The following is a 14,599-nucleotide window of genomic DNA, read 5'->3' on the forward strand; positions in this document are numbered from 1 at the left end:
TTCTGAGTAGCCCGGCCCATCCTGTATCATCATCCGGGACGTATTCATTAGGGCAACGTAGCTTTCTTTTGTACCCGACTAAAAGGATATTGTTATGCCGAACTCATCTCTAACACCGGCCCCGGACGGGGAGTTTGTTCTTTTTCAGTCAGCGGATGGCAGGGTACGTTTAGAGTGTCGTTTTGCAGCAGATTCTCTTTGGCTGTCGCAGGCGGCGATGGCCGAACTGTATCAGGTTACGCCTCAGGCGATAACACAGCATATCCGCGCGGTGTACGGCGAAGGAGAGCTTGAACAAAGTTCAACCTGTAAGGATTACTTACAAGTTCAAACCGAAGGCGCAAGGCAGATAGAGCGCAAAATTCGGCATTACAATCTGGGGGTTATCCTCGCTGTAGGTTACCGCGTTCGTTCGACGCGCGGCACGCAGTTCCGCCAGTGGGCCACGCAGACCCTGCAAGAATACCTCGTCAAAGGCTTCGTGATGGATGACGAACGTCTGAAGAATCCGCCCGTGGGCAAATCGATGGTGCCGGATTACTTCGACGACATGCTGGAACGCATTCGCGATATTCGTTCCAGCGAGCGGCGCATCTATTTGCGGGTGTTGGATATCTTTACTATGGCGGCGGACTACCAGCCTACGAACAAAGAAACAACGCAGTTTTTTCGCATTATTCAAAATAAGCTGCATTACGCGAGCACGGGTATTACGGCCGCAGAGCTGATTGCTCAGCGGGTAAATGCCAGCAAGCCCAATATGGGGCTGACCAGTTTTAAGTATGATGAAGTGCGTCGTACCGATGTGACCATTGCCAAAAACTATCTTAATGAAAGCGAGATAGATGAGCTGAACCGTATTGTCTCAATGTGGCTGGACTTCGCTGAGGATCAGGCTAAGCGCCGCAAACAGGTCTTCTTGCGTGACTGGAAAATGAAGCTCGATCAGTTTCTGGCGTTCAATGACCGTGAAGTACTTCAGAACGCCGGTTCCGTCAGTAAAAAAGAGGCAGATGAAAAAGCGCAAAAAACGTTTGATGATTTTGCTCAACGTCGTCGCCGGCTGAAAGAAGCGGAAGGAGAGAGAATGAATATCGAAGTTTTACGCACCATCGCCAGCAAAGAGAAAAAGGACCGCTAGATGAACCAGGTGATGCCTGGTTGGGAAGAAGTAAAAACACGGCTGGATAATATAGCTAACCGCCTTCTTGCTTCGCCTTTCTTGTCGGAAAGCTGAGGTGGAAGGCGTAGGGTGGATAAGCGACAGCGCCATCCACCGATTACATCGATTTGCCGGATGGCGCAAAGGCTTATCCGGCCTACAACTTGTCCGAATCGTAGGGTGGATAAGCGATCAGCGTCATCCACCGGTTACACCTGATTTGCCGGATGGCGCCAGGGCTTATCCGGCCTACAGGTTCAAATCATTACTCTAAATAAAACACTTCTTTTAATTCCGCGCTCACCGGGCTGTTGTCCGCGTTGCTCGGCATAATTTCGCTCATGTGCTGCCACCAGCGCTGGCAGACTTCGGTCTGGGCGACGGCGTTCCAGCGGGCTTCCGACTCTATCTCTACCGTTGCAAAAAGCAGATGGCGCTCGGCATCAAGATAAATAGCGTAGTGATGAGCACCGTGCTGTTTAAGTACCGCCTCCAGCTCCGGCCAAATCGGCGTATGGCGGCGCTGATATTCTTCATGGGCATCGGGGTTTACCTGCATCACAAATGCTTTGCGTATCATAAAGCCTCCAGATAGAGCTCGCGCACCTCTTCTCGGGTGGCGGTGCGTGGGTTACACGGCGCGCACGGGTCGGCGAGGGCTTTATCTAACCAGCCTTCAATGTCCGACGACTTCACGCCGAGCTGGCTGAAGCCGGACGGAATGCCGACGCGGGCGGAAAGGGCGCGGATCGCCTCGATCGCTTTGTGGCTCGCCTGATCCTCATTCATCCCGTGGATGTTCACGCCCATGGCTGAGGCGACCTGCGCAAAGCGCGCAACGGCCTGCGGGCGGTTAAAGGCTTCGATAATCGGCAGCAGGATGGCGTTGCAGACGCCGTGGGGCAGGTTGTGCGTGGCGCCGGGCTGATGCGCCAGCGCGTGCACCAGGCCAAGGCCCGCGCTGTTGAACGCCATCCCCGCCAGGTACTGCCCGTAAGCCATCATCTCGCGCGCTTCAAGGTTGTGCCCGTCATCCACGGCCTTCGGCAGCCAGGTGCTGATTAATCGAATTGCCTCCAGCGCGTTGGCGTCGGTGAGCGGGTGCGCGCCGACAGAAACATAGGCTTCCACCGCGTGGGTCAGCGCATCCATGCCCGTTGCGGCGGTGACGCTGGCCGGAATATCCAGCATCACGCTCGCGTCGTCCACGGCGATATCGGGGATGATGTTTGAGTCGATAATGACCTCTTTCACCTGGCGCTGCGAGTCGATGATCACCGCGTTGCTGGTCATCTCCGCCGCCGTTCCTGCCGTGGTGTTAATCGCCACCAGCGGCACGCCCGCGTTAACCACTTTGCCTACGCCGGAATAGGCGGTAGACGGGCCGGGGTTGGCGGTCAGGATCTTCACCGCTTTGGCCGTGTCGATTGGGCTGCCGCCGCCGAAGGCGATGATGTAGTCACAGTCTGCCGCCCGGTACGCGGCAAACCCCTTCTGCACCAGCTCCTCGGTCGGGTTCGGAAAGACCTCGTCAAACAGCTCGTAAGAGAGCTGATGAGCGTCCAGCGCGGTGAACAGGCTGTCGAGCAGCCCCATTTTCACCAGCTGACCGTCGGTGACGACCAGCGCTTTGCCCCAGTTTTTACCCGCAACCAGCTTAACCATATCGCCGATTGCGCCCGCGCCGTGAAGGCTGATTTTTGGTAAGGCCAACATAAAGCTCATTGTTATTTTCCTTAATATTGCAGTTTTTGAATTCTTGTTCGCTCCCCTCCAGGGTAAGCGTAGGGCGGGTAAGCAATGCGTCACCCGCCGAAAATTTAGTGGTGGATGACGCTGCGCTTATCCACCCTACGTTGTATTAAGCGCCGGGCAATAATCGGCAGGGAAATCACCACGATCAGCATCAGGCCGACGATAATCGACATCACGATGCCCGGCACGTTGAGCAGGCTCAGGCCGAAGGTCACCAGCCCCATCAGGAAGGCGGCGATAACCACCCCGGTGATGCTGCCGGAGCCGCCAAGAATATTGACGCCGCCCAGTACCGCCATGGTCACCACGGCAAGCTCCCAGCCCATGGCAATCGTTGGCCTGGTGCTGCCTAACCTTGAGGTCAGCAGCACCGCCGCAAGCCCGGCCATCACGCCGACCAGCACGAAGAGGATCATGTTGTGCCGCTTGACGTTGATGCCGGAATACCATGCGCCGGTCGGGTTATTGCCGATGGCGTAGGTGCGGCGGCCAAAGTTGGTTTTGTGCAGCAGGAAGGCGAACGCGCCCGCCAGCACGATAAACAGCGTGAACTCAAACGACAGCGCGCCCCACACGTAGCCCTGCCCGAACCACGCGAAGCTCTCAGGCCAGGTGTTCAGCGCCTGGTCGCCGAGCAGAATGTAGGTGATGCCGCGGTACAGGCTCATGGTGCCGATGGTGATGACGATGGACGACAGGTTAAAGCGCGTCACCAGCCAGCCGTTGAACAGGCCGCAAAGCAGCCCGACGCCCAGCCCCACGCAGACCAGCAGCGGCGTATCCATGCCCGCCTGGGCGCAGAAGCCCATCGCCGTGGAGCTGAGCGCAATAGTGGAAGCGACGGACAGGTCAATCTCCCGGGCGATAATCAGCATGGCCATCGGCAGCACGATGATCGCTTTCTCGGTGAAGTTGAAGGTGGCGTCCGACAGGTTCCAGACGTTCAGGAAATACGGAGAAGCCAGCGCGTTCGCCACAAATACCGCCAGCGTCACCGCCAGCAGGAACGTTTCCCAGCACAGCAGCTTTTTAAGGCGAGAGTCGGGAAGGGCGACGAGGGCCGCCTGCTCAGAGATCAGCGTTTTATTCATGGTTTCACCGCCTCTTTTTGTCGGGAAAGCGCGACGTCGCGCAGAATCAGCCTGCCTTTACGCTTGTTGCCGCGCTCGTTGAGCAGCACCGCAATCACAATCACCGCCCCGGAAATCGCCATCTGCCAGAACGGCGAGACGCCGATCACCGGCAGCGCGTTGTTGATAACGCCGAGGAACAGCGCGCCGAACAGGCAGCCCAGCACGCGGCCAGTGCCGCCCATGGTGCTGATGCCGCCAATCACGCAGGCTGCTACGATTTGCAGTTCAAAACCGTTAGCCACGTCAACATACGCAACGGCAAAGCGCGAAATCCACAGGTAGCCGCAGAATCCCGCCAGCGCGCCGCTCAGGCTGAAGCTGATGAACTGCATTTTTCCGGCGTTGATGCCCGTGTAGTACGCGGCGGTGGCGTTGCCTCCGGCGGTGTACATCGCGCGCCCGGTGCGGCTGTAGCGCAGGACGTAACCGACCAGCAGCAGGGCCGCCACGGCGCACCAGCTCAGCAGCGGCATCCCCAGCACGGCGGTGCGCGGCAGCGCCAGGAAACCGGCGCTCATCTGGTGGGCGTTGATCCAGCCGCCGTTGGTCAGCAGGAAGATAATCCCCCGGAAGATGCTCATGGTGCCGAGCGTCACGACAATCGCCGGGATGCCGAGCTTCCAGACCAGCAGCCCGTTGATGATGCCCATCAGCAGGCCGAGCAGGGTGGCGATAACCAGCAGCACGGCGACGGGGATCTCAGGATGATGGAAGTTGAGCAGGGCGACGCACATGCCGGTCAGCGCCAGGTTGGCCGCCATCGACAGGTCGATGCCCCTGGTGAGCAGCACCATCATCTGGCCGAGCGCGAGAATAATCAGAATGGACGTGTCGTTGAACATCTCCACCAGGTTGGACGGCGCGAGGAACGACGGCGCGCGGCTGCCAATTGCCAGCACCATCAGCACGATGACCCCGGCGAGCAGGGCCTCACGATGTTTAAGCAGGGTTTGCCACATGTTATGCCGCCTCCTCGCCCACGCCGCTGGCGGCGCTGACGATAGTCTCCGCGCTCGCCTCACCGGCCCTGTACTCCGCCACCATCAGCCCTTCGTGCATGACGATAATCCGGTCGGCCATGCCCATCACCTCCGGCAGCTCTGACGACACCATGATCACCGCCAGCCCCTGGCCGACCAGCTCGGACATAAACTGGTGCACCGCCGCCTTCGAGCCGATATCAATGCCCTTGGTTGGCTCGTCCAGAATGATGACCGCAGGCCTGGTCGCCAGCCATTTGCCGATCACCACCTTCTGCTGGTTGCCGCCGGACAGGGTTTCGACCGGCTGCCGCCAGCTTGAGGCTTTAACCTGGAGCCGCTTCGCATATTCATCCGCCAGCGCCCATTCCCGGGCGTCGTTGAGCACGCCGTTCGGGTTGAGGCGGGAAAGCTGCGGCAGGCTGATGTTCTGGCTGATGGGCAGCCCGATAATCGCCCCCTGCTTCTGGCGCTCTTCCGGCACGCAGACAATCCCGGCCCTGATGGCGTCCGCGGGCTGGCTGAACTGCCTCGGCTGTCCGTTGAGGCGGATTTCGCCGTGGCTCGGACGTGACACGCCGGACAGCGCCTGCATCAGCTCCGTGCGCCCGGCGCCGACCAGGCCGTAGAAACCGAGGATTTCGCCTTTGCGCAGGGTGAAATTGATGTGCGCGAATTCCGTTGGGTGACAGAGATCTTTCACCTCCAGCACCGTTTCGCCCGGCTCGCAGGACGTTTTCGGGTACGCGTGGCTGATCTCGCGCCCGACCATCATCGTCACCATGCGCTCTTCGCTGATGTCGCTGATTTGCCCGGAGCCGATATATACGCCGTCGCGCAGGATGGTGTAGTGGTCGGCAATCGCAAAAATTTCGTCGAACTTGTGCGAGATAAACAGGATGGCTTTGCCTTCGCGCTTCAGGCGCCCGACGATCTGGTAGAACTCGACGATTTCATGCTGCGAAAGGGCGGCGGTTGGCTCATCCAGAATCACCACCTGGGCGTCGAACGACAGCGCGCGGGCAATCGCCACCATATGGCGCTGGGCGATGCTCAGGGTTTTCAGCGTGGCGCGGGGGTCTATCTGCACTTCAAGGCGGGCGAGAAGATCCCGCGCCTGCCGGTGCATGGCGGGCCAGTCGAGCTTCTTAAACAGGCCGCGATACAGATAGTGGCCGACAAAAATGTTTTCGGTGACCGTCAGCTCGTCGAAGAGCACGGTTTCCTGATGGATCGCGGTGATGCCGACCTTGTGCGCCGACTCCGGGTTGGGCAGCGTAATCGGGATCGCTTTATAGAGCAGCTCGCCCTCTTCGGGCTGGTAAATTCCGGTCATCACTTTGACCAGGGTTGATTTGCCCGCGCCGTTCTCACCGATAAGCGCGGTGACTTTGCCCGGCCACAGGTCGAGATGAACGTTTTCAAGGGCGCGCACGCCGGGGAACAGTTTGGTTATCCCCCTGAGTGACAGCAGCGGTGTGGTAACTGTCATCGTAAATTCCCCATCCAGAATGCACAAAATGGTGGATGGCGCTGGCGCTTATCCACCCTACATTGAGCCGCGCAGGGCGGGTAAGCGAAGGGCTACCCGCCGAACACAATCAGAAAATTTTGGAGAATTTATCGATGTTGCTGGCGTCGTAAACAAAGGGTTCGGCCATCGCGCCGCTGCCGTCGGCGTCGAGCTTAACTTTGCCCAGCTTGCCCATGCTGGCTTCGGTTTTGGTGGCGCTGCCTTTGACTAAGTCATCCGCCAGGTAGGTCGCCGCGTAGCCCAGGTCGATAGGGTTCCAGATGGCGAAGCTTTTTGAAGCGCCGGATTTCACCGCGCCCGCCATTTCAGACGGCAGGCCGAGGCCGGTCACGTAAACCTTGCCGATTTTTCCCTGGTCTTTCACCGCCTGCGCGGCGGCAACGATGCCCACCGAGGACGGGGAAACGATGACTTTCAGATCAGGATAAGATTTCAGCAGGCCGACGGTTTCGCGGTAGCTCTTGTCAGACAGGTCGTCGCCGTAGGCCACGGTCACCAGGTTGACGGACGGATACTTCGGCAGCACCTTTTTCATCTCCGCAATCCAGATGTTCTGGTTGGTGGAGGTCGGCGTCGCGCTTAATACCGCCACGTCGCCTTTTTCAACGTTCATCGCCTTCAGCGCGTCGGCGGCGAGCCTGACGTTGGTTTCGCCAATCAGCGCGTTATTGGAGGGATTAAGGTGGATCTGACGGCCCTCTTTCGCCACCCCGGAATCCCAGGAGACGACTTTGATGCCGCGCTGCATGGCTTTTTTCAGCACCGGGACAAGGGCGTCCGGATCGTTGGCGGAAATGGCGATGGCGTCAACGCCCTGAGCGATCAGGCCGTTGAGTACTTCAATCTGTGCTTCTGCGGTAGTGGTCGTCGGGCCGGTGTAAATGACCTTCACATCCCCCAGCTCTTTGGCGGCCTCCTGCGCCCCCACGTTCGCTGCTTCAAAGAAACCGTTGCCGAGGGATTTCGCAACCAGCGCGATCTTCACTTCGGCAAGGGCAGAACCGGACAACGCCAGTGCGGCAACGGTGAGTGTACAGCCTACTATTGCTTTAATTTTCATAGCTTATACTCCACGGGTAGGGACAGTTTGCAGGTGTTTTTTATTTTTATTCACGGTACTTTTTGTCGGATGACGCTGCGCTTATCCGACCTACAAAGAAAATGCAGGGTGAATAAGCGCAGCGTCATCCAGTGTTCATTTTTGTAGGGTGGATAAGCGAAGCGCCATCCACCGTTTACAGACTTAAAGCTCTAAAGCACTTGCCAGCGGCGTGACGCCAAAACGTTTACCTAGCGCGATAAGCTCATCGCGAGAGATGGTCTGTTTCATGCCGCCCATCGAAATCACTTTCACCAGCACCTCTGCCGACTTCTCGGCGGTGTCGATCAGCCCAAAGGCCTCGTCGAACGTCGGGCCGCTGCCGAAAACGCCGTGGAACGGCCACAGCACCAGCGAGTGTTTCTGCATCTGGCCTGCGGTGGCGTCGCCGATCTCGTCGGTGCCCGGCACCATCCACGGCAGAATACCCACGCCGTCCGGGAAGACCACCAGACATTCGGTGCTGCCTTCCCACAGCTTACGGGTGATGACGTCGGTGTCGTTTTCCAGCACGTAGGTCAGGGCAATCAGGTTGGTGGCGTGGCAGTGCATGATCACGCGGTCTTTTCCATCGGTAACCTTCTTGCGCACGCAGTGCGACTGGAAGTGCGACGCCAGCTCCGAGGTCGGCACCGCTTCGTTTTCCAGCCCCCACAAAATGTGGTAGCCGGTGCCCTTGTTGTCCACTTTTACCACGCCGATATTTGCCGCCGGGTCGAGCTGCACGTTGCGGAAGAACTTGCCGGAGCCGGTGACGATAAACGGCGTGTTGGCAAGATCCGGCATCTGCTGGCTCAGCTTGATGTAGCGCGGTGCGGCATGGAAGTCGTCCGTGAAAGGCGCAATGTCCGCCTCGTCAAGACGCATGGTGATGTTGCCGCCGTTGCGCTCGTCCCAGCCCTTCAGCCAGGCGTCGCTGGTCGCTTTGATCATGCCTTCAACAAACCAGGCGTTAAGGATGTTCTGCATAGTATTTTCCTGTCTGAACTGGCGGATGACGCTTACGCTTATCCGCCCTACGATAATTAGTTGTAAGGTGGATAAGCGCAGCCCATCCACCGACTCTCTTAAGCGCGCTTGCTCAGCGTCTCTTTTTCGTAATGGCGAACCGTGTTCAGCCACTGCGCGTCCGCTGGCGTGTCGTTGCGCTGGCAGTACATCTCCCAGACCGCCTGCCACGGCAGGCACTTCTGCTCTTCCAGCAGCGCCAGACGCGCGGTGTAGTCGCCCTCTTTTTCAAGCTGGCGCAGGGTTTCGGTTGGCTCCAGCAGCGCGCGCAGCAGGGCCTTCTTCATGTTGCGGGTGCCGATAACCCACGCCGCGATGCGGTTGATGGACGCGTCGAAGAAATCGAGGCCGATATGCACCCGGTCGAACAGGTCGTGGCGGATGATTTCGCTGGCGATGGCCTGGGTTTCGTCATCCAGCAGCACCACATGGTCGCTGTCCCAGCGTACCGGACGGCTGACGTGCAGCAGCAGGCGCGGCACGTAGAGCATGGCGCTGGAGATCTTGTCGGAGATGACCTCGGTCGGGTGAAAGTGGCCCGCGTCCAGGCACAGCGCAGTCTGGCGGCTGGTGGCGTAGCCGAAGTAAAACTCGTTGGAGCCGACGGTGTAGCTTTCCGCACCGATGCCGAACAATTTGCTCTCTACCGCGTCGATGTGGTGCGCCGGGTTCAGCTTCTCGCTGATGACTTCATCAAGGGCTTCCAGCAGGCGCTGGCGCGGGGCCAGGCGGTCAACGGTGATGTCTTTCATGCCGTCCGGGATCCAGATGTTCATCACCGACGGCGTGCCGAGCTGTTCGCCAAAGTAAGCGGAGACTTTGCGGCTGGCCTTCACGTGGTCAATCCAGAACTGGCGGATATTGTCGTCGGCGTGGGAGAGGGTGAAGCCGTCCGCGCTCAGCGGGTGGGAAAAGCAGGACGGGTTGAAATCCAGCCCCAGCCTGTTGGCTTTTGCCCATTCCACCCAGTTTTTAAAGTGTTCTGGTTTGATTTTGTCGCGGGACACCGGGGTGTCGGATTCAAGGTAGATCGCGTGCAGGTTCAGGCGCTTCGGCCCTGGGATCAGGCTCAGCGCCTGCTCCAGATCGGCACGCAGTTCAGCCGCATTGCGCGCCTTGCCCGGATAGTTACCGGTGGCCTGGATACCGCCGCTCAGCGTGCCCTCCGGGTTTTCAAATCCGGCAACGTCGTCGCCCTGCCAGCAGTGCATTGAAACCGGCAGGCGGTCGAGCTGATGCAGCGCGGCTTCAACATCTACGCCCACGGCGGCAAAGCGCTGCTTAGCCAGTTCCCAGGCCCGATCGATAGTGGTGGTCATGCGCAAAACTCCTTACAGGTTTGACGGTTGTGCTGAAACTGCGCCACGTAGCGGGCAATTTCGCTGTCTGATTGAGGGGAAAAGGGGGTGAGTTCGTAGTTGGCGGCGACGACTTTGCGGAAGTCATCGACGTCGGTGATTTCGTCCAGCGCCATCAGCTGACAGCCGACGTTGCCGAGGGTGGAGGCCTCTACCGGCCCGGCGAGCACCGGCACGCCGCAGGCGTCGGCACAGAGCTGGTTGAGCAGGGCGTTCTGGCTGCCGCCGCCGACGATGTGCAGGCAGCTCACCGGGCGGCCGCGCAGATCGGCCAGCTCTTTGAGAATTTGCGCGTACAGCAGCGCCAGGCTGTCGAAAATGCAGCGCGCCAGCTCGCTGTCGTCGAGCGGCACCGGCTGGTGGCTCTCCCGGCAGGCGGCCTGAATTTCGCGGCTCATGCTTTCCGGGTTGATGAAGCGGTCGTCGTTCGGGTTAATCACGAACTTACAGGCCGGGATAAGCTGGGCGCGGGCAATCAGGTCCGGCAGATCGGTTATTTTCAGCTCGCGGGTCACGCGCTGGAGCAGCCACAGCCCCATAATATTTTTCAGCACGCGGTAGCGGCCTTCCGCTCCGCCTTCGTTGGTGATGTTAGCGGCCAGCGCCTTCGGCGTGGCATACGGCGTTTTGCTCTCCATGCCCATCAGCGACCAGGTGCCGGAAGAGAGATAGGCCGCGTCTTTGTCTTTCAGCGGCGCGCCGATGACCGCGCTGGCGGTATCGTGCGTGGCAACGGAGACGACCGGGATTTTATTGCCTTCGCGGCAGATCCACTGGCCGATAACGTTGCCGGGATGGGTCGGGGTGCCGAACCATTTTTGCGGAACGCCGGCCCAGGCGAGCAGGGTTTCATCCCAGCTGTCGCTGTTGATGTTCACCAGCTGGGTGGTGGTGGCGTTGGTGTACTCCCAGTTCAGCGCGCCGGTCAGGCGGTAGCAGAAGTAGTCGGGGATCAGCAGCGCGTGTTCGACCTTATCGAGCAGCTCCGGCTGCCGCTCGCTAAGAGCGCGCAGCTGGTAAAGGGTATTGAAGGGCAGAAACTGGATGCCGGTGCGGCGATAGATCTCTTCGCGGCCTAATTCGCCCAGCGCCCTGTCCATCACGCCGTCGGTGCGGCTATCGCGGTAAGAGACGGGCAGGCCGACGCGGTTGCCGTCGCGGTCAATCAGCACGAAATCCACGCCCCAGGTGTCGATGCCGATGCTGTCGATGCGAATACCTTCGTCGCACGCCTTTTGCAGGCCGGTGCGGATCTCGCCTTCCAGCGCGTCCAGATCCCAGGCGGTGGTTTCCTCTACCTGTTTCAGGCAGTTGCTGAAACGGTGAATTTCTCGCAGGCAGATGTGGCGGGTGCCGCTTTCGAAGCGGGCCAGCATGACGCGGCCGCTTGAAGCGCCCAGGTCAACCGCAACGCTATGGCGTACAGTCATGGTCGGGGGTCCTTACAAAAGAGTTGCCCCCACTTTAGAAAGGAACGCCCGCGCCCACCTTCTTATTACTGACAGCGCGAATGGCCCGCTGGCAAAGATGCAAAGATGAACGTGAGTGATGTCACAGAATCGCGCTTGCTCCGCTCTCATGCGGCCTGTGACGCTATCCACACTTCCCGATCTTTCCCGTCGTTTCTTAAAAAACGTGCAGCTTTTAGCGGATTTCGCGTCGAAAATTTAAGGTGCTGATGAGAAGGGTTATCTACTATCAGGCATCGGTTAATCAGCGTGGTGGGCGTGAGAATGACAATACTGCATGGCTTTGACTTCTTCCCTTCAGGTGCCGCATCGGTGGCGATTGAGCCGCGTTTGCCGCAGGCGGCGTTTCCGGAACACCACCACGACTTCTGCGAAATTGTGATTGTCGAGCACGGCACCGGGACGCACGTCTTCAACGGCCAGCCCTACACGCTGAGCGGCGGATCGGTCTGCTTCGTGCGCGATCACGACCGCCATCTTTACGAGCACACGGAAAACCTCTGCCTGACCAACATTCTTTACCGCGCGCCGGATGCGTTTTGCTTCCTCTCCGGGCTGGATAAGCTGCTGCCGCAGGAACAGGATGGCCTCTATCCGTCCCACTGGCGCGTGAATCAGCCCGTTTTGCAGCAGGTGCGTGGGCTTATCGAACAGTTTGAAAATATAGGGGAAAGCGCGGATACCCACGCCGTCGCCAACCGGGAAATCCTCTTTATGCAGCTGCTGGTGCTGCTGCGTAAGGGCAGCATGGCGGAAGGTGCGACAAACTCAGAAGGGCGGCTCAATCAGCTGATGGCGTGGCTGGAAGAGCATTTTGCCGAAGAGGTATGCTGGGAGCAGCTCGCCTCGCAGTTCACCCTTTCGCTGCGCACGCTGCACCGCCAGCTGAAACAGCAAACCGGTATGACGCCGCAGCGCTACCTGAACCGTTTACGCCTGATGAAAGCGCGTCACCTGCTGCGCCACGGGGAAGAGAGCGTCACGGATATCGCCTTCCAGTGCGGCTTCGGCGACAGCAACCACTTTTCAACCCTGTTCAAACGCGAGTTCGCCTGGTCCCCACGCGAAATTCGCCAGGGGCGGGATACTCAACTTCAGTAATCGCGAGGGCAATCACCGTTTTTTACCTCAAAAAAGCCAATACTTTCTGATTGTTCCGGCTTTGAGGGCTGAAGGTGACGGGTCAGTTAGTTCTAAAAAAAGCAGATTTTTTTACCTCCAGCGCCCAGCCCGTGGCGGTGGCGGATCGCTATCCGCAAAACGTTTTCGCGGAACATACCCACGATTTTTGCGAGCTGGTTCTGGTGTGGCGCGGCAACGGGCTGCATATCCTCAACGACCGGCCATACCGCATCACCTGCGGCGATCTGTTCTATATTCGCGCCGAAGACCGCCACAGCTACGAGTCGGTGAACGACTTAGTGCTGCATAACATCATCTACTGTCCCGAGCGGTTAAAACTCAACGTTGACTGGGGCGATCTGCTGCACAGCAACAACGTGCGCTGGCGGTTGAGCAGCCACGGCATGGCTCAGGCCAGGCAGCTTATCGCCCAGCTGGAGCATGAAAGCCCGAAGCCGGATGCGCTCTCTCTGTGCCTGGCGGAAAGCCTGTTTTTACAGCTTTGTATCATGCTGCGCAGGCACCGCTATCAGCCCCAGGATGCGGTGGGGCCGGACAGCGGGGAAACGCTGGATCTGTTGATGGGCGCGCTGGGTAAAAGTCTGGAAACTCCGTTTGATTTGCAGCTGTTCTGCCAGCAGCATCAGGTTACGGAGCGCCATCTGCGGCAGCTTTTCCGCCAGCAAACCGGCATGTCGGTCAGCCAGTATTTGCGCCAGCAGCGGATTTGTCAGGCACAGGATCTGCTGCGCCACAGCGAGATGTTGATAGGGGATATCGCCACGCGCTGCGGCTTTGAGGACAGTAACTATTTTTCGGTGGTGTTCACCAAAGAGACCGGTCTGACGCCACGTACGTGGCGCCAGCGTTATGCCGCCGCCTGATCAGTTCGCCATGCCAAGGCCAACGATGTTGGCCGCAAGAATAATCACCACGCAGCCGACGCTCAGCACGCCTACCGGACGGCGACCTGCGGCCTTCCACTCCTTCATAATCAGACCAACCAGCCCGCCGCAGAGCACGTAGAAACTCATGTGCAGCATCCAGCTCATGTAGTCATACTGCGCCGGGATTTTCGCGTGGCCCCAGGCGTAGAAGAAGAATTGCAGATACCACATTAACCCGCCGAGCGCGGCGAACAGCACGTTGGCGACGATCAGCGGTTTTGCGATAGAGAAGTCGGCTTTTATCGACAGGTTCTTCACTTTTGCCAGACGAATGAAGCAGAAGCCAAGGTTAATCACCGCTCCGCCGCCCATGATCACGACGTAGCTTGGCAGGGCGACGTACAGCGGATCGACGCCCAGCGCCGCCGCCGCTTCATGCATCGGCTTTGCGGCGTCCATCGCAAAAGACATTCCCGCCGAGAAAATGCCGCACATGACGGCCAGCACCAGCCCTTTTTTGAGGTTAAATTCTTCGGCTTTAATACCCATCTGGCGCTCTTTTAGCTGGCCTGCGCGGGTGACAATCGCCACGCCGATAACCGCAACCAGCACGCCCAGCAGCGTCATACGTCCACCCGGTGTGCCAATCAGCACGTCGAATTTTCCGGCAATAATTGGCGTCATCAGGGTACCGACGATAAGCGTAATGCCAATCGCAATGCCAATGCCCATCGACATGCCCAGGTAGCGCATCGTCAGGCCATAGTTGATGTTGCCGATGCCCCACATCGCGCCGAACAGAAAGACCGGCAGCAGCGTAGAGGCGCTAAAAGTGCTGTAGTAAGCCCAGAAGTCCGGCAGCAGAGTGGCGCTGACGGCCCAGGGTAGAACAATCCATGACACGAAGCCGCCGACTGCCCACATGGTTTCCCAGGACCAGCGCTGTACTTTCTTAAAAGGGGCATAAAAACAGGCCGCGCTTGCCGCGCCGACCAGATGCCAAAGAATCCCCATGGTGATCGCGTTACTCATTATTATCCCTCTGTTTTAACTGGAAAACGCAGGGTGACCGCTGACTACCCTATTTCACTT

Annotated in this window: 13 protein-coding genes; 3 read left to right on the plus strand and 10 right to left on the minus strand. The window is 58.9% G+C overall.

Going from position 1 to position 14,599, the window contains the following annotated elements:
• The first annotated feature begins 94 nt into the window (after positions 1–94).
• Positions 95–1,141, plus strand: coding sequence for a virulence RhuM family protein (locus HYQ67_RS17575; RefSeq protein WP_202305609.1), 1,047 nt, complete (start codon positions 95–97; stop codon positions 1,139–1,141).
• A 286-nt stretch (positions 1,142–1,427) separates the two neighbouring features.
• Here the strand turns inward: HYQ67_RS17575 and rhaM are convergent, their stop codons facing one another.
• From rhaM to rhaB, 9 genes are all read right to left on the minus strand, one after another.
• Entirely contained in the window at positions 1,428–1,742 is a 315-nt protein-coding gene (gene rhaM / locus HYQ67_RS17580) for an L-rhamnose mutarotase (protein WP_202305610.1), read from the minus strand.
• Positions 1,739–2,887, minus strand: coding sequence for a lactaldehyde reductase (gene fucO / locus HYQ67_RS17585; protein ID WP_202305611.1), 1,149 nt, complete (start codon positions 2,885–2,887; stop codon positions 1,739–1,741). The genes rhaM and fucO overlap by 4 nt, the downstream gene beginning before the upstream one ends.
• 95 nt (positions 2,888–2,982) lie before the next feature.
• The gene (locus HYQ67_RS17590) at positions 2,983–4,008 is read right to left on the minus strand and encodes an ABC transporter permease (RefSeq protein WP_202305612.1); all 1,026 of its coding nucleotides are present in this window, start codon (positions 4,006–4,008) and stop codon (positions 2,983–2,985) included.
• Positions 4,005–5,009 (minus strand): ABC transporter permease, encoded by a 1,005-nt coding sequence (locus tag HYQ67_RS17595; protein WP_202305613.1) that lies wholly within the window; start codon positions 5,007–5,009, stop codon positions 4,005–4,007. The genes HYQ67_RS17590 and HYQ67_RS17595 overlap by 4 nt, the downstream gene beginning before the upstream one ends.
• A gap of 1 nt (position 5,010) precedes the next feature.
• The gene (locus HYQ67_RS17600) at positions 5,011–6,522 is read right to left on the minus strand and encodes a sugar ABC transporter ATP-binding protein (RefSeq protein WP_202305614.1); all 1,512 of its coding nucleotides are present in this window, start codon (positions 6,520–6,522) and stop codon (positions 5,011–5,013) included.
• Between the two features lie 109 nt (positions 6,523–6,631).
• The gene (rhaS, locus tag HYQ67_RS17605) at positions 6,632–7,624 is read right to left on the minus strand and encodes a rhamnose ABC transporter substrate-binding protein (RefSeq protein ID WP_202305615.1); all 993 of its coding nucleotides are present in this window, start codon (positions 7,622–7,624) and stop codon (positions 6,632–6,634) included.
• A gap of 183 nt (positions 7,625–7,807) precedes the next feature.
• Positions 7,808–8,632: a rhamnulose-1-phosphate aldolase gene (gene rhaD / locus HYQ67_RS17610; protein ID WP_202305616.1), complete on the minus strand. Its 825-nt coding sequence runs from the start codon at positions 8,630–8,632 to the stop codon at positions 7,808–7,810.
• A 98-nt stretch (positions 8,633–8,730) separates the two neighbouring features.
• A complete protein-coding gene (locus tag HYQ67_RS17615; RefSeq protein ID WP_202305617.1) occupies positions 8,731–9,990 on the minus strand; it encodes an L-rhamnose isomerase in 1,260 nt (419 codons plus the stop codon).
• Positions 9,987–11,459, minus strand: coding sequence for a rhamnulokinase (rhaB, locus tag HYQ67_RS17620; RefSeq protein WP_202305619.1), 1,473 nt, complete (start codon positions 11,457–11,459; stop codon positions 9,987–9,989). Before rhaB ends, HYQ67_RS17615 begins: the two co-directional genes overlap by 4 nt.
• Positions 11,460–11,762: 303 nt before the next feature.
• Here rhaB and rhaS (HYQ67_RS17625) point away from each other — a divergent pair, with 303 nt between their 5' ends.
• Positions 11,763–12,599 (plus strand): HTH-type transcriptional activator RhaS, encoded by an 837-nt coding sequence (gene rhaS / locus HYQ67_RS17625; RefSeq protein ID WP_202305621.1) that lies wholly within the window; start codon positions 11,763–11,765, stop codon positions 12,597–12,599.
• Positions 12,600–12,673: 74 nt separating this feature from the next.
• Positions 12,674–13,504 carry an HTH-type transcriptional activator RhaR gene (gene rhaR, locus HYQ67_RS17630; protein WP_202305623.1) on the plus strand — a complete coding sequence of 277 codons (831 nt, stop codon included), beginning with the start codon at positions 12,674–12,676 and terminating at the stop codon, positions 13,502–13,504.
• On the opposite strand, the gene rhaT is transcribed toward rhaR, so the two are convergent.
• Complete coding sequence (gene rhaT, locus HYQ67_RS17635) at positions 13,505–14,539, minus strand: L-rhamnose/proton symporter RhaT (RefSeq protein ID WP_202305625.1); 1,035 nt, start codon at positions 14,537–14,539, stop codon at positions 13,505–13,507.
• Positions 14,540–14,599 lie beyond the last annotated feature (60 nt).

This window comes from Dryocola clanedunensis subsp. sulfonylureivorans (genome assembly GCF_016756775.1).
GTDB classification, from domain to species: Bacteria; Pseudomonadota; Gammaproteobacteria; order Enterobacterales; family Enterobacteriaceae; genus Dryocola; species Dryocola clanedunensis.